Source organism: Mesorhizobium sp. B1-1-8 (assembly GCF_006442795.2).
Classification (GTDB): Bacteria; Pseudomonadota; Alphaproteobacteria; order Rhizobiales; family Rhizobiaceae; genus Mesorhizobium.
In genome coordinates this window covers 4738841-4758341 of record NZ_CP083956.1, presented here as the reverse complement: position 1 = coordinate 4758341, position 19501 = coordinate 4738841, and the positions used below count along the sequence as shown (strand labels likewise).

The following is a 19501-nucleotide window of genomic DNA, read 5'->3' as shown; positions in this document are numbered from 1 at the left end:
GTCCGCCGGGAGGACCGGCGATGGTTTGGCGAGAGACTGGGCTCATGGATGAGCGGCTTCGTTTTGTTGCGGAATGCCTATCTGGCGAGGAGACGATGACGCAGCTTTGTGCTGCCTTCGAGATCTCGCGCAAGACCGGTTACAAATGGCTTGGACGTTACCGGGCGTTCGGGCCGGAAGGCCTGCACGACCAGCCGCGGGCGCCGCTCGAGCACGGCCGTGCCACGGCAGCGGAGCTGGTGGAGCGGATCGTGGCGCAGAAGGAAGCGCATCCGCTGTGGGGGCCGAAGAAGATCATGGCCCGGCTGAAGCGGGCGGAGCCCAGCTGCAGCTGGCCGGCGGTGTCGACAGCCGGCGAGATTCTGAAGCGGCATGGCCTTGTCGGGCGTCGCGTCGGCGCGCGCGCTGGAGAGCGGCGGGCAACGGTCCATGGCCGGAGCCTGAGGCGGCGAACGCGCTGTGGACGGGAGATCACAAGGGCTGGTTCCGGACCGGCGACGGCTGGCGCTGCGAGCCGCTGACGGTGATGGATGGGGCGTGCCGCTACCTGTTGGCGCTGGCGGCGATCGGCTCGACGTCGGAGGGTGAAGCCTGGCCGGTGTTTGAACGGACATTCGAGGAGCATGGCCTGCCGGATCGGTTCAGAAGCGACAATGGGGCGCCGTTCGCGTCAGCCGGCGTCACCGGGCTGACGCCGCTTGCGGTGCGCTTCATCAAGCTCGGTATCGTGCTGGAGCGCATTCAGCCGGGCAAACCGCAGCAGAACGGATGCCATGAGCGCTTCCACCTGACCATGCTGCCGCTGGCCAAGGCGCCGGAGGCCGACAGGGCCGCCCAGGCTCGGGCTTTCGAGGCTTTCCGGCGCGAGTATAACGAGGAGCGCCCGCACGAGGCGCTGGGTATGGACACGCCGGCACAGCATTACCGCCCCTCGACCCGCGCCATGCCGAAGACGACACCAGAGCCGGACTATCCGGCCGAAGCTGCGGTGCGCAGCGTGCGCCAAAACGGCGAGATCAAGTGGAACGGCGACTTCATCTACGTCTCAAAAGCGCTGGCCGGTGAAGCGATTGCCGCAACCGAGACCGAGAATGGGGAATGGGCACTCCACTTCTATGCCCATCCGCTCGGCTTCATTGACGGCCGACACAAGAAACTGGTCCGCCGCAGTGCCGTTCAACCCCGACCAGACGGCACTGCGGCGGACAGCAACTCAGGGAGAAAACTGTAACCCATGTATCCGGTTCAAAGTGTTACCCATCTATCGGCTGGACACCACCCTCCGCAGCTGCAGCGCAGCTGCTGCGGAGGACGGGCAGGCCAGTGGGGGTCGCCTCGCGCGGAGCGCCAACCTCTTTCGTCTGCGACAAGGGGTCGAGCCCAGTCGAACCGCGCCCCTCTGGCCGCTTCTCGGCCATCTCCCCCTCGAGGGGCGAAATCAGCTAGTCGCCAAACTCCCCAGCTTCGCCTTCACCTCGAGAAAGTCCCGCCAGGCGAGCTTCTTGTGCGCCGGTGTGCGCAGGAGATAGGCCGGGTGCAGCGTCGGCATCGCTGGAATGGCGATGCCCGACGCCGTCGTGTGGACGCGCCAGTTGCCGCGCAGCCTGAGGATGCCCTCGCTGGTGTTGAGCAAGGTTTTTGCCGACGGGCCGCCGAGATTGACCAGCACCTTCGGATTGACCAGTTCGATCTGCCTTTCGATGAACGGGCGGCAGATCTCGGTCTCGTGCGGCGTCGGCGTGCGGTTGCCCGGCGGCCGCCACGGGATGACGTTGGCGATATAAGCCGAATTGCGGTCGAGCCCGATCGCCGCCAGCATGCGGTCGAGCAGCCGGCCGGAGCGGCCGACGAAGGGCAGGCCTTCGAGGTCCTCGTCGCGGCCCGGGGCTTCACCGACCAGCATCAGGTCGGCTTCCGGGTTGCCGTCGGCAAAAACCAGGTTCTTGGCGGTGAATTTGAGGTTGCATCCGTCGAAGGCCGCCATGTGCTGGCGAAGCTCGTCCAGCGTCGCCGCGCTCGACGCCAATTGCCGCGCCAGGGCCGCCTGCGCCTCATCGGGCACCGCGGCGGTGGCCGGCATCAGGCGAGCCGGCGCATCCGGAACTCGGCTCGCGTCGAATCCAGCCGCCGGCCGCTCCGGCGTCAGACGTTGCTCGGATGCCAATCGGTCCTGAGGACTGCTTTGGCGCGGCGCTGAGGCCGGTGCCGGCGGGCGCGCGGCCGGCTTGGGCGCTGCCTCGGCGAAGCGGTTCACCGGCGCCTCTTCCAGCGCCTCGTCGACACCGGCGCTGGCATAAAAAGCGAGCAGCTCGGCGATGTCGGCTGAGGTGTTGGGGGAGGCGGCAGTCATGCCGCCACCATCGTCCGGGTGGCAGTATTTTGCAAGGTTGGCGACGGCATTCTCCCCCTTGAGGGTAGGGCTATCGCATATGAGTAAAGAGGCGGAGCAGGTCTTGATCGGCCCACCGTGCTTTGAGACGTTTGTGGCTGAGAGGAATCTTTTCGGGATCGGCTCTAAGAACATTGAGGGCGAGGCGCCGAAGTATGGCGTGATTGGCGGCTGTGTTGTTCTTGCGGCCTCTGATGTTGTCTTCGACGAGCAGGACGTCGAGTTGCCAGTGCAGGTCATTCTCGATGCTCCAGTGGCGGCGTACTGTGGCGAGCAGTTCGTGTGCCGGCATTTTGCGCGACAGCGCATAGCAGCGGACCTTGTGTGTGGTCTTGCCTTCGACGGTGCGCCAGCTTTCGACGCGGGCGATGGCGCAAAGGTCGAGAAGGGCATTCTTGCCCGGCGTCTGCGCGAAGGGAATGACGAAGGCGCGCCTGACCTCGTGACGACCATGCGCTTGCTCTTCGGTCTGATGGAACTTGGTTGCCTTGCTGGCCGCCGCCTTGTCGAGCGTGGCATTGGCCTCGGTGGCCAGTTTCGACTGGTTGCCCTTGATGGCGATCACGTAGTGGCCGCCGCCCTCGCGCACAGTCTTGGTCATGCGTCGATGGCAGTGCAAGGCATCGGCGGTGACGGTCAACCCCTTGAGCGACAGCAGTTCGAGCGCCGCGATTGCGGCCTGGACCTCGCCGCCCTCCTGCGCCACGGTCTGGGCCAGGCTCATGAAGGTGTCGCAGCCAAAGGCGGTCACCACCAGAGGCGGCATATGCGAGCGGCCCTTGGCGTAGGCGCGTCTGAGGCTCTTGCCGTCGATGGCGAGTTGGCCTGTGGGCGCATCGATGCGCGCCTGCGCGCCGAAAGCGGCCATGAAGCGCATGAAGGCATCGTTGAGGGCAACAGGATCGAGAGCCGCCAGCACCCGGCTGAAGGTGTCGTGGCTGGGCGCGCCGCATTCGAGCGGGATGAACTGCCGCAACAGATCGAGCCGGTTCTTGGCAAACAGCTCCATTTCCGTGCAGTGCGTGGCCCCGCAAAGCACCGCCGCAAGCGCTACGAACAAAATCTCCGGCAACGGGTGCTGCGCGGTCAAGTCCCGCGGGTCCGGGACCTCGCCGAATACATCCAGAAATACCATCGCGACCTCCGATCATTCAGAGGTCCCTCAGAATCGATTTCCACATGCCGCACAAGAGTCCTTTTCTACTCATGTGCGATTCCCCTGCCCTCGAGGGGGAGATGTCGCCGAAGGCGACAGAGGGGGTCGGTTCGACTGGACGCCACGCCAAATCGCTAACGGATGAGGTTGGCGCTCTGCGCGCGGCGACCCCCTCTGGCCTGCCGGCCATCTCTCCCTCGAGGGCAGGGCTGTCCGGGGAAAGTGTTTGGTGAATCGAAATGCCGCAGGCGCATGCCCCGTAAGACGGGGATTTTCCGTCTACCTTCTGGTTGTCGAGACTCAGAAAGGGGACGGGGCATGCGCTTTACGCCTAGCATTCTTGGCAAGCTGGTTGAACCGATCAATCGCCGCCGCTTCCAGACGATTGTGGATAGCCATGGCGGGGACGCCTACGACAAGTCGTTCAGAAGTTGGGACCATCTCATGGTGCTGATCTATGCCCAGCTCAGCGGTAGTGCGAGCCTTCGCAGCCTGGAAGCCGGCTGGAACGCCAACGGCCAGCATCATTACCATCTGGGCAGTGACGTGTTGCGGCGCTCGACCTTGTCGGATGCCGGCCGCAGGCGCCCCGTCGCCGTCTTTGCCGAGATCTTCGGCCTGCTCGCCAACCAACTCGACCGGCAGACACGCCGTGAGGGCACCGCTATGCTGCGGCTGATCGATTCCACACCGATCCCGCTCGGCAAGTTGTGCGGCTGGGCCAAGTCGAACGGTCGCATCCGCGGCATGAAGATGCACGTCGTCTATGATCCCAACGCCGATTGCCCGCGCATCCTCGACATCACCGATGCCAACGTCAACGATGCCCAGGTCGGCCGCACGATCGCCATCGAGAAGGGCGCGACCTATGTGTTCGACAAGGGTTATTGCCATTACGGCTGGTGGACGACGCAGATCGCCGCAGCCCAAGCTTTCTTCGTCACCCGACCCAAATCCAACATGGGGCTCGAGGTGCTCTCCGAACGTCCCGTCAAGGTCGCGCGGGGCGACGGCTTCACCGTTCTCGACGACGCTGAGGTGAGCCTTGCCGGCAAAACCCACTGCAAGCTGCCGATCAAATTGCGCCGCCTGATCGTCAAGCGCCAGGACGGCGACACCATCACGCTGCTGACCAACGATCTCAAGCGCCCGGCCGTTGAGATTGCCGCGCTCTATAAGGGCCGCTGGCAGATCGAACTCTTGTTCCGTTGGATCAAACAGCATCTCAAGATACGCAGGTTCCTCGGCAACAACGACAACGCCATCCGCCTGCAGCTCTTCGCCGCCATGATCGCCTATGCGCTGCTGCGCATCGCCGCCCGGACCTACCGCATCGCCATGCCCATCCTGCGCTTCACCGATCTGGTTAGCCAATGCCTGCTCGAGCGCCGAAGAATCGAGGCCATCAACAAGCCGCCTCCGATCAATTCGAGCCGCCGAAGGGATCGAACATCCCCAAACCAGTTGGGCTTCGATTATGAATAACTTTCCCCGGACAGCCCTGCCTCGAGGGGGGAGATCACGCGCTCCGCCGCTTCGCCAATCGCCTTCCGCCTCCCTTCACCCGGTCGGTATGCGTGGATCCTGCACCAGATAAAACGTCCAGCGCGGCGTGTAGTCGGTGACTAAGAAATCGAAGGTCGCCGTCTTCAGCGGATCGACCTTGCCATTCTTGAACAGCAGCCGGTCATAGGGTTCGAATTGGCGGTCGAAATCGGCGAAGTTGCTCGACCAGACATTATCGGGCGTCTTGTTGCGCTGGTCGAAGGAAAGCCCGTCGCCGAACACGCTCGGCTGGTCGAGGATCTCCTGCAGCTCGAACTGGAATTCCACCCAAGGCAGGGCGCTGTTGTTGAGCACGTCGATGCGCATGTACATGATGCCATTGGCGACGTCGCCCGCTTTGCCGAAGGCCTCGATCGGCTTGGTCGCGCGAATGGTCAGCGTTACCGGCGTCGCCGAGTTCAATTCCTCGGTGATGACCAGCGGATCCTCCTTGGTGCCGATGCCGGAAGCGCCGGTGATGCGGAAGCCGCCAAGCTCGTCGGAAAAGGAATAGGCGCCGGTCGCCCAGACTTTCTGCGGATCGGCATGGGCGGTGCCGAGCGAAAGGAGGGTGAGAAGACCCGCGCGGCAAAGCGTGCCGGGTGTCAAGAGAAAGCGCTTCGATGAAAAGCCGGATGGCTTGAGGGTGCGCATGGACCCAAGTATTGCCGATAAGCAAGCCGCCGAACAATTAAAAAACGTGCGGGCGGCGCCTGGCCTTCCAATCGGATTGTCGTGGCCGATGCTTGCAGCGGCCCCATAATATGGGCTATCCGCGGCAAACAGCGCGGCTTTTTGTCGAAATCCCCGTTGTCACGCCAACGCCGGTTTCGCGTCGCGAATTGATGCGCTATGCAGCGCGTGAGCCAGCAAAATGCCCGGCAAAGGCAAGCCAGTGAGGGGCCGATGAGCGAAATCGAACGCGAGAGCATGGAATTCGACGTGGTGATCGTCGGCGCGGGTCCCGCCGGCCTCGCCGCTGCGATCCGCCTGAAGCAGCTCAATCCCGACCTTTCCGTCGTCGTTTTGGAAAAAGGCGGCGAAGTCGGCGCCCATATTCTGTCCGGCGCAGTCGTCGACCCGATCGGCATCGACCGCCTGCTGCCGGGCTGGCGCGAGGAGGAAGGCCATCCGTTCAAGACGCCGGTAACGGCGGACCATTTCCTGGTGCTTGGCCCCGCCGGCTCGTTCCGCCTGCCCAACATGCTGATGCCGCCGCTGATGAACAATCACGGCAACTACATCGTCTCGCTTGGCAATGTCTGCCGCTGGCTGGCGGCCAAGGCCGAGGCGCTCGGCGTCGAGATCTATCCAGGCTTCGCCGCGGCCAGCCTCGTCTACAACGATGCCGGCGCGGTCACCGGCGTCGTCACCGGCGACATGGGCGTCGAGAGGGACGGCACGCACGGACCGGCTTACGCGCCGGGCATGGCGCTGATGGGCAAATATGTGCTGATCGGCGAGGGCGCGCGCGGCTCGCTCGCCAAGCAGCTGATCGCCAGATACAAGCTGTCGGACGGCCGCGAGCCGGGCAAATTCGGCATCGGCCTCAAGGAACTGTGGCAGGTCAAGCCGGAGAACCACAGGCCGGGACTGGTGCAGCACTCCTTCGGCTGGCCGCTCGACATGAAGACCGGCGGCGGCTCCTTCCTCTACCATCTGGAAGACAACCAGGTGGCGGTCGGCTTCGTCGTCCATCTCAACTACAAGAATCCGTATCTGTCGCCCTTCGAAGAGTTCCAGCGCTTCAAGACGCATCCGGCGATCGCGGGCACCTTCGAAGGCGCCAGGCGGATCGGCTATGGCGCGCGGGCCATCACCGAGGGCGGCTGGCAGTCGGTGCCGAAACTGTCCTTCCCGGGCGGCGTGCTGATGGGCTGTGCTGCGGGCTTCGTCAACGTGCCGCGCATCAAGGGTTCCCACAACGCGGTGCTGTCGGGAATGCTGGCGGCCGAGCATGTCGCCCAGGCGATCGGCGCCGGCCGCGCCAATGACGAGCTTGCGTCCTACGAGGAAGCCTGGCGCGGCAGCGACATCGGCAAGGATCTGAAAAAGGTTCGCAACGTCAAGCCGCTGTGGTCACGCTTCGGCACCATCGTCGGAGTCGGAATCGGCGGTCTCGACATGTGGCTGAATACGCTGTTCGGCTTCTCGCCCTTCGGCACGCTGAAGCACGGCAAGGCCGACTACGCGACGCTCGAGCCCGCGTCCAAGCATCAGAAGATCGCCTATCCGAAGGCGGATGGCGTGCTCACCTTCGACCGGCTCTCCTCGGTCTTCCTGTCAAACACCAACCATGAGGAAAACGAACCGGTGCATCTCATCGTCGGCGACGCGGCGCTGCTGCAGCGCTCCGAGCACGACGTCTTCGCCGGTCCCTCGACCCGCTACTGCCCGGCCGGCGTCTATGAATGGGTGGACAAGGACGGCAATGCCGCCGCCGATCCGGCGGCGAAGGATGTGCGCTTCGTCATCAACGCGCAGAACTGCGTCCACTGCAAGACCTGCGACATCAAGGACCCGAACCGGAACATCACCTGGGTGCCGCCACAAGGCGGCGAAGGCCCGGTCTATCAGGGCATGTGAGCGAAGCGTCCGACCGGGCCGTCTCGACCGCCGCGCCAAAGTGAAAAGCCGGAGGCCGATCTATCAGGGCGTGTGAGCGGCGCGTCCGAAGCCATCGAAGGGCCGATCCGTCAGGGCATTTAAGCCAGGACTGTTGAAACTGCGACCGGCTTGTGGTTCCCTTCTTCTCGGATAGGGAGGAAACGGCCATGCGCCTGCCGGTTCTGGTATGCCTTGTGGCGATCGGCGCCCTGTGCGCACCTGCGGCCTCGGCCGCCTCCAGGGTGCTGGTCCAGACGCGGAACTACGATATCGCGGGCAACTCCGGAGCCGCCCTGATCGAGGCGATGGACAGCAAGGGGCCGAAGCACGGTTTCACGACGCGGGCCATCGCGCAAACTGCTTACACAGTCAACTGGGACTTCGACACCGGCCAGGACAACGGCTTCTGCCGGCTGCGCCGGGCCAATGGCACGCTCAATCTCTTCTACACCTATCCGCGCGTCGCTTCAGCCACCACACCGGCGCTGAGAAAGCGCTGGAACCGGTTTTTCGCCGGCGTTCGTGCCCATGAGGAGACCCATGGCCGTATCGCCCGGCAGATGATGCAGGCCACCGAGAAGTCGATCACCGGCCTCAGGCTTGCCGACGACCCGTTTTGCTACAAGACGCGCAGCGAGGCGCAGCGCCGCATCAGGGACGTCTTCGCCGAGTATGAAGCCAGACAGAACGCCTTCGACGCCAGCCAACATCGCGACGGCGGGCATGTCGAGCACCTCATCGCGGCTCTGATGGGGAAGCCTTGAAGGATCGTTGATGCTGGAGGGGCGCCCTGGTGTGAAGGCTCACAGCGGCTCTGTTTTTGATTTTTGCGACACTTCGCTCGCCGCCAGTGCTGTCTCATGCTCGTCGCCGGGCTTTTTATCCGCTGATCCGACCGAGAATTCGACCAGCACGGGAAGATGGTCCGAGCCGGTGTCTTCCAGCCGCGTCGACGAATGGATCCTCACGCCGCCCTTGCTGAACACCTGATCGATCGGCAGTCCGGCATAGCGCCGCAGGAAGTCAGGCAATTTCCGATGCATCCAGGTCGGCCCGGCCGAGGGCATGATTGTCAGTCCGCCGAGCGAGGCGACGCGCCGCACCGCGGCGCTCCACGGCGCCGCATTACAGTCGCCGGCCACGATCGCCGTGTCGCCGAGCGAGGAAAGCCGCTCCGCCAATTCACCGATTTGCCAGTACTGCTCGCGCGGCCAGGGCCAGCTCAAATGGATCGCGGCGACATCGACGCCGGTGCCGCCGAAATCGACCGTCGCGGTCGCCATCGCGCCGCGCGGTTCGCAGCGCGGCTCTGTCCCGGCTGCGAAGGGCCGGCGCGAGAGCAGAGCGACGCCGAATATGCCGTTGGGATAGGGGCACAGGATCCGGTACGGATAGGCGCTGGTTATGTAGCCAAGCTCGGTCGTCCACATACCCGATACCTCGTCGAGGGTGATCACGTCGGGATTGGTCCGGCCGATCAGCGACAGCACTTTCTTCGGCGTCGGATTGTCGAAGCGCAAATTCATCTGCAGCAGGGTGTAGACGATCTGGTCGGCGGGCCTGGCGACCGCCTGCACCGGCCACAGCCTGGGCAGCGCGTTTATCGTCGTGGCGAGACTGGCGATCGCAAAGACGAGCGCCGCAGCCGCCTGCAGCCGATACGAGCTGGCGAGCAGCGGCAGCGCCAGCAGCGCCGTCAGCACGCAGAGATGAATGCGGAAATGCGAGAAGGAATCGAAAGCCGGGTGCAGCGTGCCGAAGAACCCGGCCAGCAAGGCGGCCGAGCATGCCATCATCGCCAGGAATGCCACCCCAGCCACCATATTCGAGCGCGCGCCGCCTGTTGTCATCGAGGTCGTGGTCTGCTGATGCCGCCGGCAATCTGTTCGGCCTGCTTATCGGCCAAATTGCGGCTCAAGCAAGACGACGAATCGGCAAGACGAATTCGCAAGACGATTAGCCTCGCTGGATTTGGTGCGCCGGCCGGCTATTGGAAGGCCGTCTCGGAAAAACTTCTGAGCTTGCGCGAATGCAGCCGTTCCATCGGCATCTCGGCCAGCTTCTCCATCGCCTTGATGCCGATGGTGAGATGCTGCGCCACCTGCCGCTTGTAGAATTCGGTCGCCATGCCGGGCAGCTTCAGCTCGCCATGCAGCGGTTTGTCGGAGACGCACAGCAGCGTGCCGTAAGGCACGCGGAAGCGGAAGCCGTTGGCGGCGATCGTTGCCGATTCCATGTCGAGCGCGATAGCGCGTGACTGCGACAGGCGCTGCACCGGCCCACGCTGGTCGCGCAGCTCCCAGTTGCGGTTATCGATGGTGGCGACAGTGCCGGTGCGCATGATGCGCTTCAGATCATAGCCGGAAAGCCCCGTCACTTCGGCCACCGCCTCCTGTAGCGCCACCTGGATTTCCGCCAGCGGCGGGATCGGCACCCAGACCGGCAGATCGTCGTCCAGCACATGGTCCTCGCGCACATAGGCATGCGCCAGCACATAGTCGCCCAGCGCCTGCGTGTTGCGCAGGCCCGCGCAGTGGCCGAGCATCACCCAGGCATGCGGCCGAAGCACCGCGATATGGTCGGTGATGGTCTTGGCATTGGACGGGCCGACGCCGATATTGACCATGGTGATGCCGCCATGGTCGGGTTTCTTCAGATGATAGGCCGGCATCTGCGGCAGGCGCTGCGGCGGCGTGCCTTCGCTCGCCAGGCCGGCGCCGGCGCGGGTCACGACATTGCCCGGCTCGATGAATTCGCTGTAGCCGTCACCGCCTTTCTCCATCAGGTCGCGGGCGCGCGCGACGAACTCGTCGATGTAGAACTGATAGTTGGTGAACAGCACGAAGTTCTGGAAATGCTGCGGACTGGTCGCCGTGTAATGCGTCATGCGATGCAGCGAATAATCGATGCGTTGCGCCGTGAACGGCGCCAGCGGCCTCGGTTCACCGAACGCCACCTCGAACGTGCCATTGGCGATCTGGTCGTCGGTGCCGTCGAGGTCCGGCACATCGAACAGGTCGCGGATCGGCCGCTTGATGCGCTCGGCAGCCGCGCCGTCGACATAGGTGCCCTCAAGGAAGGCGAAATGCAGCGGGATCGGTGTAGTCGATTCCGAGACCGTCACCGACACGCCGTGATTGCGCATGATCAGGCGAAGCTGCTCGATGAGGTAGTTTTCAAACAGCAACGGCTGGGTGATGGTGGTGGCGAAGTGGCCGGGCGTCGGCATATGGCCATAGGCCTGGCGCGAGTCGATCTGGGTGAACGAGGTCGTGGTGACGCCGATCTGCGGGTAGAAAGCCCGGTAGCGCTTGCTCTCGTCGCCGCCGGCGGCAAGCGCGGCGAAGGAATCGCGCAGGAATTTGGTGTTGCGATCGTAGAGCATTTGCAACGCTTCGACCGCTTTGCGGGCGTTGTCGAAACTCTGCCTGCCGAAAGGCTCCGGCATGACGACCGATTCGATGGCTTGGGGGTAGATTCGCTTTTCCATGGCCCAATATAGAGACTTAGGCGAGCGCTTGGGAGGGGTAGCGAACGGGAAGCTGGCCTGGCGTGTCGTTTTTCTTTGACCGTGTTATCCGCGCTGCAGGCTGACCAGCAGCACAAAACCGACGCCCTTTTTCGGCGCCTCGGTGTCGGCGCGCATCATCGGCACGGCCAATACAGGGACGATAAACAGCATCAGGATGAGCATCGCCCGCGGCAGGAGCCGGAGAGTGTCGATTATACTGGGGGCGATGCGGTCCATGGTGGTTGTTTCCCGGTTTCGAGGATTGGTCGTTTCAGCGGCTGAAATGGTTCATGCAGCCGAACTGGCAGGGCCTGTCCAAGGAGCGGTCGGGCCGGCCGGCTTCGGCCACCAGAATGGCGAAGAACATGCCGAACAGGCTCATCAGCAGACAGACGATGGTGAAGCGGCGGGCAAGCATTGGGTTTCTCTCCTTCGATGCGGGAGAGAATGCCCGAACCCCTCTGAACCGGTTCTGAGACCGGTATTCATCCGCGGTTCAACTTGATTGATGAGGGTTTTAAGCGCGGGTGGGCACCGGGTATGCCTGTCCGGCGCTCCTCAAACATAAAGAAGAACGGGGCCGCCCGGGCCCCGTTTTCACATCGTCTTTGGACAGGCTTTCAGAGCTTGTGCCAGGTCTGGCTCTTGCAGATGAGGCCGCCCAGCACGCAGCCGCTCATCTTGAGCGAAGCGCCGGAGAGCGTCGCCTTGCCGGAATAGGTCTTGTCGTTGGCCGGATCGGTGATGTTGCCGGCATATTTGTTGTCGCCGGCCGCCTTCAGCGACCCGATGGTCTTGCCGGCATATTTGCCGGTCTTGAGCGTAATAGTGAATGTTCCGCCGCCGTCGATCGTGGCGGTCTCGCCGGATTGCGTTTTCCAATTGCCTTCGATCGGGTCGGCCCAGGCTGCGCCTGCCATGATCAAGGTGGCCGCCAGGGCCAGGCTCACTTTTCGAAACATCTCTGTCCTCCCTATAGGTTCCGTCGGGACTCCATCCGCCCTTCCGCCCCTTACGCATACGGAAGGCTAATCCAGCCGTTGCCAAAACGAAAGCGGTGCCGCCACGGAAGGTTGCAGGGATTTTCGCGTGGGCGACGGGCTCGAAACAAACCAACTGCGGAAAAGTCTTCGGTTTCCGTGGTTAGCGAAGTCTTGATTCACGGGTTCGAAATTTTCGTCGAATTTGACGCGAAAAGGCAGAATTGCGCGCTTCCTATGCTTAACAGTTTTTCGTGTTTACTTCTTGTTTTAGCTTTGTTTTCCTCAAATTAAGCAAGCCATTTAACGACGGATTCAACGCCAGCCGTCATCCTCCAAAGCATCGAAAGAGCGGCCCGCCCCAAGGGAAATCAAGGGACAGAAGGAGGCAGCTCTCGGGAGCAGACAGGGGATTGAAATGGCACGTTTTGAAATGCTTGAAGCCGGCTTCGGCGCCATGGGGGCAACTGCCCAGGCCGACATTCTTTTCGAACTGGGCATAATGTATGCAACCGGCCGCGATTGCGCGGCCGACGTCGTTGCCGCCCACAAATGGTTCAACATCGCCGCGATCAAGGGCTCGGCCCGCGCCGCCGAGCTGCGCTCGGAACTGTCGGCCACGATGTCGAAGGTCGAGATCGCCAGGGCGCTGCGCGAAGCGCGCGAATGGATGACGATGCACTGATCTCCGGCGCAACGACCGAAGGCTAAACAGGGGCAAGGCCGCGACAAGACGGCCGATCATCAAGACCAAGAACGCGGCAGCTCGACGAACTCAAGCCGTGCAACAAAACAGGGAAGCGAGCGGGTTCACGCGCCGAGGCGCCGGGGAAGCTCGATCGCAAAAAGCCGCGACCGGCCGGAACAGGCTGGCGCGGCTTTTGCATTTTGCGCCCGGTCGGCTTCCAAGCCCTTGGCCCAAGAAATCCTCATCGCAATGAACCAAAATCTGCGGAGTTGTCCTCTCGACAGTTTCAGCGAAGGGTGAAATTGTCCCGGCTTCTGGAAGAAGCGCGGCCGGCGGCCGCGCGCAAGTGGAGGAGTTCTTATTGTCATGAAAAAATTGGGTATTTTGAGCGCGGCCGCATTGGGCCTGATGATGAGTGCGCCGGTTGCCTTCGCTGACGACATCACCATTGCGGTGGTCGGCCCGATGACCGGGCAGCTCGCCAACATCGGTGACCAGTTCAAGCAGGGCGCGCAGGCCGCCGCCGACGCCATCAACGCGGCGGGCGGCGTCAACGGCTCGATGATCAAGCTCGACATCGAGGACGATCAGTGCGATCCGAAGCAGGCGGTGTCGGTCGCCAACCGGATCGTCGCCAACAGCGTCAAATTCGTCGACGGCCATGCCTGTTCGGGCTCGAGCATTCCGGCCTCCGCCGTCTATGCCGAGGCAGGCACGCTGATGATGAGTCCGGCTTCGTCCAACCCGAAGCTTACTGACGACGCGGCCAAGTCCGGCTGGCCGACGATCATGCGCCTTTATACGCGTGACGATGCGCAGGGCGCCTTCATCGGCCCGTGGATCGCCAAGAAATATGCCGGCAAGAACGTCGTCATCCTGCACGACAAGAGCGCCTACGGGCAGGGCGTTGCCGATGCCGTGAAGGCGACCATGAATGCCAATGGCCTCAAGGAAGTCGACTATGAAGGCATCAATGCCGGCGAGAAGGATTATTCGGCTCTGGTCACCAAGCTGAAGGAGCTCAAAGCGGATGTCGTCTATTTCGGTGGCTATCACCCCGAGGCCGGCCTCATCCTGCGTCAGTCGGCCGAACAGAACGTCAAGTTCCAGCTGATCATGCCGGACTCGATCGCCTCGCCGGAATTCTGGCAGGTCGCCGGCCCGGCCGGTGAAGGCACGCTGTTCGTGTTCCCGTCGGACCCGCAGGCCAAGCCCGAAGCCAAGGACGCCGTCGCCAAGATCAAGGCCGGCGGCTTCACGCCGGAAGGCTTCACGCTGTTCTCCTACGCGGTGATTCAGGCCGTCGCCGAGGGCGTCAAGCGCGCCGGAACCGACGATCCGGCCAAGGTCGCCGCAGCCTTGAAGAACGGCACGCCGTTCAGCACCGTTGTCGGCGATGTCACCTTCGACGAGAAGGGCGACCTGAAGAACGCCAGCTATGACATCAACCAGTGGCACGACGGCAAATACGCGCCGATCAAGCCGTAATCGCTTCGGCAGAACAAATGGAAATGGGAAATGGCCGGGCTCGTCCCGGCCATTTCTTTTAGCCCTGGCCGTCCTCGAAGCGCACCAGCACGGTGCCGTCGCTCACCTGCGCGCCTTCGGCTGCAATCTCGGCGATCACCCCGTCATGCGGGGCGGCGATGGTGTGCTCCATCTTCATCGCCTCGAGAATCAGCAGGGGTTGGCCCTTCATCACCGCATCGCCCGCTGCCGCCCGCACCAGCTTGACAAGGCCAGGCATCGGCGCGCGCAGGCTGCCTGACGCGGCACCCGCTTCGTCGGCCTTGGCGAGCGGATCGGGAACCGCGAAGGCATAGCCGATCGCGCCTTCGAATACGGTGACGTGGCCGGGCCAGCGGGCGGCGCGCGGCATATTCCTGAGGTCATGTGAATTGATTGCGTCATGCGGCGCTTCCAGCGCCACCTGGAAGCGTCCGTCCGGCCGCGCCGAGACCCGCGCCAGGATGTTCTCCTCGCCGTAGCGCAGGCGGGTGCGCCGCGCCAGCGTGTGGAAATGCGCGTAGCCGGCAAGCGCGGACCACGGATCGGCAGCGATGCCCGGCGCATCAGCGCCGGTCGCCGCAAGCGCTGCCGCGGCGATTACCTCGTCGCCGGGAGGTGGTATGGCGACCAGTGCTTCCTGATGCCTGCCGATCAGGCCGGTATCCACGTCGCCCGCCTGGAAATCGGCGTCGGCGGCAAGGGCGGCGAGAAAGCCGGTGTTGACCGTCGAGCCGGCCACTTCGGTTTGCGCCAGCGTTTTGCGCAGCGCGGCAAGTGCTGCGGCCCTATCCTTGCCTTGCACCACCAGCTTGGCGATCATCGGGTCGTAGAAGGGCGAGATCGCATCGCCGGCCCGCACGCCGGCCTCGATGCGCATTGCGGCACCCTCCGGGGCCGCGTCTGGGAATTTCAGGTGATAAAGCGTGCCCGTCGCCGGCAGGAAGCCTTTCGCCGCGTCCTCGGCATAGATGCGCGCCTCGAAGGCGTGGCCGGCAAGCCCGATCTCGGCTTGCGCCTTCGGCAGCTTTTCGCCGGCCGCCACGCGCAATTGCCATTCCACCAGATCGACGCCGGTGACCATCTCGGTGACGGGGTGCTCGACCTGGAGGCGCGTGTTCATCTCCATGAACCAGAAGCGGTCGGCCTTGAGCCCCTGCGAGGCATCGACGATGAACTCGATGGTGCCGGCGCCGGAATAGCCGATCGCCTTGGCGGCCTTCACCGCCGCTTCCGTCATCGCCTTGCGCAACGCCGGCGTCATGCCCGGCGCCGGCGCTTCCTCGATCACCTTCTGGTGGCGGCGCTGCGCCGAGCAATCGCGTTCGTAGAGATGCACGGCATTGCCAAAATTGTCGCCGAACACCTGCACCTCGATGTGGCGCGGCTTGTCGACATACTTTTCCACCAGCACGCGGTCGTCGCCGAAGGCGGCCTTGGCTTCGCGCCGCGCGCCGGATAGCGCCTCGGAGAAATCATCCGGGTGGTCGACGCGCCGCATGCCCTTGCCGCCGCCGCCGGCGCGCGCCTTGATCAGCACCGGGTAGCCGATCTCGCGCGCCTTGGAGGCAAGCAGCACGATCTCCTGCGCCTCGCCGTGGTAGCCGGGCACCACCGGCACGCCGGCCTTTTCCATCAGCCGCTTGGCGGCGTCCTTCAGGCCCATGGCGCGGATCGAGGCCGCCGACGGGCCGACGAAGATGAGCCCGGCCGCCGTCACCTGGTCGACGAAATCGGGGTTCTCCGACAGAAAGCCGTAGCCGGGATGGATGGCCTCCGCGCCGGTGGCGAGTGCGGCCGCGACGATCCGGTCGCCGCGCAGATAGCTTTCGCCGGCGGGCGAGGGGCCGATATGCACCGCTTCGTCGGCCATCTCGACATGCAGGGCACGCGCGTCGGCGTCCGAATAGACGGCCACGGTGCGCACGCCGAGCTTGCGGGCGGTGCGGATGACGCGGCAGGCGATCTCGCCGCGATTGGCGATCAGGATCTTGCCGAACATGGTGCCCTCCCGTTTTGCATCGGGCGGCACCAGCCTGGCGGGCGCCTGCCTATTTCGACGCCGCGATCGCGCAGCCGCCGCTTGCCGTGTTGAGTCGCCACTTCTTCAGGCCACCCTGGCAGTTGGCCATCGCCATGTTCTCCGCGGCCTTCTGCGACGGTGCGTTGAGCGCCTTGCCGCAAACGACATACAGGTCCACCACGCGCGTATAGAAAGTCGTGGCATAGGCCGAATGGCCGCTCGCCGCGACATAGGACCTGTAGGCGCTGGTGCATTGGTCCTTGGGATTTCCAGACAAGGGCGGCGGAAAGCGCTTGTCGCCCACGCTGCCTGCCAGCGAACCGGCCGCCTCGGCACCCGGCATCGCTGAAATAAACGCCCCAGCCAGCACCGCTGCGACCACCCGTTTGATGGTGATGGATTTCATTCTGCTCCCCCCGAAAAAAAGCTGCTGGCGGCCAACCGCCTATTTGGATGCGGCGACACTGCAGGCACCAGCCGTGGAAACCTTCCACTTTTTGCGGCCGGATTCGCAGGAGTTGAGTGCCTTGGCTTCGGCCGCCTGCTGCGACGGCGCGTTGAGCGAGATGCCGCAGATGGTGAATTCCGTCGCCCAGTTGAACGGCGTCATTGCGTATGCGGAATGGCCTCCGGCCGCGATGTATTCCCGGTAGTGTTTGCCGCAGCCGCCGGTCGAGCCGGGTGCGGAGTAGACCGGAAAACGAACATGACCCTTGCTGCCGGCCAGCGATCCGGCCGCCTCGGCGGCCGGGGCTACCAACATTAGCAACCCTGCAAGCATCGGCGCGGCCGACTTGCCACAATATTCCGAAATCATGTCTTCCCCACCCCGAATCCCCAATGCAGGGTGAGCAATAGCAAATATTTTTTGCAACCGCTAGTTGGTTAAACAAAAATCGCATTTGCCTGTGCTGATGAATCGATTGGTCCATCGAGTTCAGCTTTCCCCATGGTCAGCAATGGCTCGCCGGTATAGTTCCGCGGTCTGCTCGTCGAAGCAGCAGAAAGTCACGATTTCCGGCAATGGATTTTGTGCAATGAAGCTGCTGATGGTGCCAACGGCAATGTTTGCCGCTTGCTCCTTCGGGAAGCGGTAGACGCCGGTCGAGATCGCCGGAAAGGCTATCGTTCGGCAATCATGAGCGCCGGCGATTTCGAGCGAGCGCCGGTAGCAGGAGGCGAGCAGCTCGGCTTCGCCCTTGCCGCCGCCTTGCCAGACAGGCCCGACCGTGTGGATGACGTAATGCGCCGGCAGGCGATAGCCTTTGGTCAGCTTGGCGTCGCCGGTTTTGCAGCCGTGAAGCGTACGGCACTCGGCGACCAGCTCCGGTCCGGCGGCGCGGTGGATGGCGCCGTCGACTCCACCGCCGCCAAGCAGCGAGGAATTGGCGGCGTTGACGATGGCGTCGACCGCGAGCCTGGTGATGTCGCCGGTATGGATGCGGATCCTGTCGCCGGTATCGCTCATCTCACATCCTGAACACGCCGAATTTCGTTTCCTCGATCTCGGCATTGAGCGCGGCCGACAGGCTGAGTGCCAGCACCTCGCGCGTCTTTGCCGGATCGATGATGCCGTCGTCCCAAAGCCTTGCCGAGGAATAGAGCGGATGGCCCTCATGCTCGTATTTCATCAGGATCGGCTTGCGGAATTTTGCTTCCTCCTCGGCGCTCCACTGCCCGCCCTTGCGCTCGATGCCCTCGCGCCTGACCATGGCCAGCACTGTTGCCGCCTGCTCGCCGCCCATCACCGAGATGCGCGCGTTCGGCCACATCCACAGGAAGCGAGGCGAATAGGCGCGGCCGCACATGCCGTAATTGCCGGCGCCGAACGAGCCGCCGATAATGACCGTGACTTTCGGCACCTTGGCGTTGGCAACCGCCATCACCAGCTTGGCGCCGTCCTTGGCGATGCCGCCGGCCTCGTACTTTCGCCCGACCATGAAGCCGGTGATGTTCTGCAGGAAGATCAGTGGAATGCCGCGCTGGCAGCAGAGCTCGATGAAATGCGCGCCCTTCAGCGCGCTTTCCGAAAACAGCACACCATTGTTGCCGATGATGCCGACCGGCATGCCGTGCAGATGGGCAAAACCGGCGACCAAAGTGGCGCCGTAATTCTGCTTGAACTCATCGAACTCCGAGCCATCGACCAGGCGTGCGATCACCTCGCGCACATCATAGGGCTGGCGCAGGTCGGTCGGCACGATGCCGTAGAGCTCATCCGCGGCATGAAGGGGCGGACTCGATTTCTGTAAGTTCAGCCTTACTGTCTTGTTCCGATTGAGGTTTTTGATGATGCGCCGGCAAATGGCCAGCGCATGTTCGTCGTCAATCGCATAGTGGTCGGCGACGCCCGAAAGCCTGGTGTGCACGTCGGCGCCGCCGAGTTCCTCGCCGGTCACGTCCTCACCTGTCGCCGCCTTCACCAGCGGCGGCCCGCCGAGGAAGATGGTCGCCTGGTTGCGCACCATGATGGTCTCGTCCGACATCGCCGGCACATAGGCGCCGCCCGCCGTGCACGAGCCCATGACGCAGGCGATCTGCGGGATGCCGGCCGCCGACATGTTGGCCTGGTTGTAGAAGATGCGGCCGAAATGCTCACGGTCGGGAAACACTTCGTCCTGGTTGGGCAGATTGGCGCCGCCTGAGTCGACCAGATAGACGCAGGGCAGGTTGTTCTGCAACGCGATCTCCTGGGCCCGCAGATGCTTCTTCACTGTCAGCGGATAATAGGTGCCGCCCTTCACCGTGGCGTCGTTGACGACGACCATCACCTCCGTGCCCTCGACGCGGCCGATGCCGGTGATGATGCCGGCCGAGTGAATGTCCTCGCCGTACATCGCCCAAGCCGCGAACTGGCCGATCTCGAGGAAGGGCGAGCCGGTGTCCAGCAATTGCGCCAGCCGCTCGCGCGGCAGAAGTTTGCCGCGCGAGACATGCCGCTCGCGCGCTTCCTCCGAGCCGCCGCGCTCGACGGTTGCAGCCGTCTCCGCGATGTCGTCGACCAGCGCGCGCATGCGCTCGGCATTGGCGCGGAAGCTGTCGGAGGCGGGGGAGATCTGGGAGGTCAGGGCAGGCATTGACGAACCTCGGATGATA

18 protein-coding genes and 1 pseudogene are annotated in these 19501 nt (G+C 63.7%); 6 read left to right on the top strand and 13 right to left on the bottom strand.

Annotated elements, in window-relative coordinates; all coding sequences use genetic code 11:
* The first annotated feature begins 20 nt into the window (after nt 1-20).
* A pseudogene (locus FJ974_RS30450) lies at nt 21-1231 on the top strand (integrase core domain-containing protein).
* Between the two features lie 207 nt (nt 1232-1438).
* Here FJ974_RS30450 and FJ974_RS23525 read toward each other — a convergent pair.
* Both FJ974_RS23525 and FJ974_RS23520 read right to left on the bottom strand, forming a co-directional pair.
* Complete coding sequence (locus FJ974_RS23525) at nt 1439-2350, bottom strand: uracil-DNA glycosylase (RefSeq protein WP_140539331.1); 912 nt, start codon at nt 2348-2350, stop codon at nt 1439-1441.
* Between the two features lie 70 nt (nt 2351-2420).
* Entirely contained in the window at nt 2421-3524 is a 1104-nt protein-coding gene (locus tag FJ974_RS23520; protein ID WP_226891367.1) for an ISAs1 family transposase, read from the bottom strand.
* 339 nt (nt 3525-3863) lie between these two features.
* Here FJ974_RS23520 and FJ974_RS23515 point away from each other — a divergent pair, with 339 nt between their 5' ends.
* On the top strand, nt 3864-5030 hold the full coding sequence (locus tag FJ974_RS23515) for an IS4 family transposase (protein ID WP_226891366.1): 1167 nt from the start codon (nt 3864-3866) through the stop codon (nt 5028-5030).
* 75 nt (nt 5031-5105) lie between these two features.
* Here the strand turns inward: FJ974_RS23515 and FJ974_RS23510 are convergent, their stop codons facing one another.
* On the bottom strand, nt 5106-5744 hold the full coding sequence (locus FJ974_RS23510; RefSeq protein ID WP_140539250.1) for a hypothetical protein: 639 nt from the start codon (nt 5742-5744) through the stop codon (nt 5106-5108).
* A gap of 252 nt (nt 5745-5996) precedes the next feature.
* On the opposite strand from FJ974_RS23510, the gene FJ974_RS23505 reads away from it, so the two are divergent.
* Together FJ974_RS23505 and FJ974_RS23500 are read left to right on the top strand one after the other, a co-directional pair.
* The gene (locus FJ974_RS23505) at nt 5997-7676 is read left to right on the top strand and encodes an electron transfer flavoprotein-ubiquinone oxidoreductase (RefSeq protein ID WP_140539249.1); all 1680 of its coding nucleotides are present in this window, start codon (nt 5997-5999) and stop codon (nt 7674-7676) included.
* Nucleotides 7677-7864: 188 nt separating this feature from the next.
* Entirely contained in the window at nt 7865-8461 is a 597-nt protein-coding gene (locus tag FJ974_RS23500) for a DUF922 domain-containing protein (RefSeq protein ID WP_140539248.1), read from the top strand.
* A 39-nt stretch (nt 8462-8500) separates the two neighbouring features.
* Here the strand turns inward: FJ974_RS23500 and FJ974_RS23495 are convergent, their stop codons facing one another.
* The 5 genes from FJ974_RS23495 to FJ974_RS23475 form a co-directional block, all read right to left on the bottom strand.
* Entirely contained in the window at nt 8501-9520 is a 1020-nt protein-coding gene (locus tag FJ974_RS23495; RefSeq protein ID WP_140539251.1) for an endonuclease/exonuclease/phosphatase family protein, read from the bottom strand.
* Between the two features lie 164 nt (nt 9521-9684).
* Nucleotides 9685-11145 carry an AMP nucleosidase gene (locus tag FJ974_RS23490; RefSeq protein ID WP_226891364.1) on the bottom strand — a complete coding sequence of 487 codons (1461 nt, stop codon included), beginning with the start codon at nt 11143-11145 and terminating at the stop codon, nt 9685-9687.
* Nucleotides 11146-11271: 126 nt separating this feature from the next.
* Nucleotides 11272-11445: a hypothetical protein gene (locus tag FJ974_RS23485; protein WP_181177348.1), complete on the bottom strand. Its 174-nt coding sequence runs from the start codon at nt 11443-11445 to the stop codon at nt 11272-11274.
* A 34-nt stretch (nt 11446-11479) separates the two neighbouring features.
* The gene (locus FJ974_RS23480; RefSeq protein ID WP_181177347.1) at nt 11480-11626 is read right to left on the bottom strand and encodes a hypothetical protein; all 147 of its coding nucleotides are present in this window, start codon (nt 11624-11626) and stop codon (nt 11480-11482) included.
* 202 nt (nt 11627-11828) lie between these two features.
* Nucleotides 11829-12170 (bottom strand): DUF2147 domain-containing protein, encoded by a 342-nt coding sequence (locus FJ974_RS23475; protein WP_140539246.1) that lies wholly within the window; start codon nt 12168-12170, stop codon nt 11829-11831.
* Between the two features lie 436 nt (nt 12171-12606).
* On the opposite strand from FJ974_RS23475, the gene FJ974_RS23470 reads away from it, so the two are divergent.
* A complete protein-coding gene (locus tag FJ974_RS23470) occupies nt 12607-12873 on the top strand; it encodes a sel1 repeat family protein (RefSeq protein WP_140539245.1) in 267 nt (88 codons plus the stop codon).
* Nucleotides 12874-13242: 369 nt separating this feature from the next.
* Nucleotides 13243-14364: an ABC transporter substrate-binding protein gene (locus tag FJ974_RS23465; RefSeq protein ID WP_140539244.1), complete on the top strand. Its 1122-nt coding sequence runs from the start codon at nt 13243-13245 to the stop codon at nt 14362-14364.
* Between the two features lie 58 nt (nt 14365-14422).
* Here FJ974_RS23465 and FJ974_RS23460 read toward each other — a convergent pair whose 3' ends face one another.
* The 5 genes from FJ974_RS23460 to FJ974_RS23440 all read right to left on the bottom strand — a co-directional run bounded on the left by FJ974_RS23460 (nt 14423) and on the right by FJ974_RS23440 (nt 19482).
* Nucleotides 14423-16384, bottom strand: coding sequence for an acetyl/propionyl/methylcrotonyl-CoA carboxylase subunit alpha (locus FJ974_RS23460; protein ID WP_140539243.1), 1962 nt, complete (start codon nt 16382-16384; stop codon nt 14423-14425).
* Nucleotides 16385-16433: 49 nt separating this feature from the next.
* On the bottom strand, nt 16434-16811 hold the full coding sequence (locus tag FJ974_RS23455) for a hypothetical protein (protein ID WP_140539242.1): 378 nt from the start codon (nt 16809-16811) through the stop codon (nt 16434-16436).
* A gap of 39 nt (nt 16812-16850) precedes the next feature.
* Nucleotides 16851-17222, bottom strand: coding sequence for a hypothetical protein (locus FJ974_RS23450; RefSeq protein WP_140539241.1), 372 nt, complete (start codon nt 17220-17222; stop codon nt 16851-16853).
* A 120-nt stretch (nt 17223-17342) separates the two neighbouring features.
* Complete coding sequence (locus FJ974_RS23445; RefSeq protein ID WP_140539240.1) at nt 17343-17873, bottom strand: O-acetyl-ADP-ribose deacetylase; 531 nt, start codon at nt 17871-17873, stop codon at nt 17343-17345.
* Between the two features lies 1 nt (nt 17874).
* Nucleotides 17875-19482 carry a carboxyl transferase domain-containing protein gene (locus FJ974_RS23440; RefSeq protein WP_140539239.1) on the bottom strand — a complete coding sequence of 536 codons (1608 nt, stop codon included), beginning with the start codon at nt 19480-19482 and terminating at the stop codon, nt 17875-17877.
* Between the last annotated feature and the right edge of the window lie 19 nt (nt 19483-19501).

Excerpts from the sequence above, each read along its gene's own strand:
- FJ974_RS23525 (WP_140539331.1), bottom strand. The coding sequence starts at position 2,350 with ATGACTGCCGCCTCCCCCAACACCTCAGCCGACATCGCCGAGCTGCTC.
- FJ974_RS23520 (WP_226891367.1), bottom strand. The coding sequence starts at position 3,524 with ATGGTATTTCTGGATGTATTCGGCGAGGTCCCGGACCCGCGGGACTTG.
- FJ974_RS23515 (WP_226891366.1), top strand. The coding sequence starts at position 3,864 with ATGCGCTTTACGCCTAGCATTCTTGGCAAGCTGGTTGAACCGATCAAT.
- FJ974_RS23510 (WP_140539250.1), bottom strand. The coding sequence starts at position 5,744 with ATGCGCACCCTCAAGCCATCCGGCTTTTCATCGAAGCGCTTTCTCTTG.
- FJ974_RS23505 (WP_140539249.1), top strand. The coding sequence starts at position 5,997 with ATGAGCGAAATCGAACGCGAGAGCATGGAATTCGACGTGGTGATCGTC.
- FJ974_RS23500 (WP_140539248.1), top strand. The coding sequence starts at position 7,865 with ATGCGCCTGCCGGTTCTGGTATGCCTTGTGGCGATCGGCGCCCTGTGC.
- FJ974_RS23495 (WP_140539251.1), bottom strand. The coding sequence starts at position 9,520 with ATGGTGGCTGGGGTGGCATTCCTGGCGATGATGGCATGCTCGGCCGCC.
- FJ974_RS23490 (WP_226891364.1), bottom strand. The coding sequence starts at position 11,145 with ATGCCGGAGCCTTTCGGCAGGCAGAGTTTCGACAACGCCCGCAAAGCG.
- FJ974_RS23485 (WP_181177348.1), bottom strand. The coding sequence starts at position 11,445 with ATGGACCGCATCGCCCCCAGTATAATCGACACTCTCCGGCTCCTGCCG.
- FJ974_RS23480 (WP_181177347.1), bottom strand. The coding sequence starts at position 11,626 with ATGCTTGCCCGCCGCTTCACCATCGTCTGTCTGCTGATGAGCCTGTTC.
- FJ974_RS23475 (WP_140539246.1), bottom strand. The coding sequence starts at position 12,170 with ATGTTTCGAAAAGTGAGCCTGGCCCTGGCGGCCACCTTGATCATGGCA.
- FJ974_RS23470 (WP_140539245.1), top strand. The coding sequence starts at position 12,607 with ATGGCACGTTTTGAAATGCTTGAAGCCGGCTTCGGCGCCATGGGGGCA.
- FJ974_RS23465 (WP_140539244.1), top strand. The coding sequence starts at position 13,243 with ATGAAAAAATTGGGTATTTTGAGCGCGGCCGCATTGGGCCTGATGATG.
- FJ974_RS23460 (WP_140539243.1), bottom strand. The coding sequence starts at position 16,384 with ATGTTCGGCAAGATCCTGATCGCCAATCGCGGCGAGATCGCCTGCCGC.
- FJ974_RS23455 (WP_140539242.1), bottom strand. The coding sequence starts at position 16,811 with ATGAAATCCATCACCATCAAACGGGTGGTCGCAGCGGTGCTGGCTGGG.
- FJ974_RS23450 (WP_140539241.1), bottom strand. The coding sequence starts at position 17,222 with ATGATTTCGGAATATTGTGGCAAGTCGGCCGCGCCGATGCTTGCAGGG.
- FJ974_RS23445 (WP_140539240.1), bottom strand. The coding sequence starts at position 17,873 with ATGAGCGATACCGGCGACAGGATCCGCATCCATACCGGCGACATCACC.
- FJ974_RS23440 (WP_140539239.1), bottom strand. The coding sequence starts at position 19,482 with ATGCCTGCCCTGACCTCCCAGATCTCCCCCGCCTCCGACAGCTTCCGC.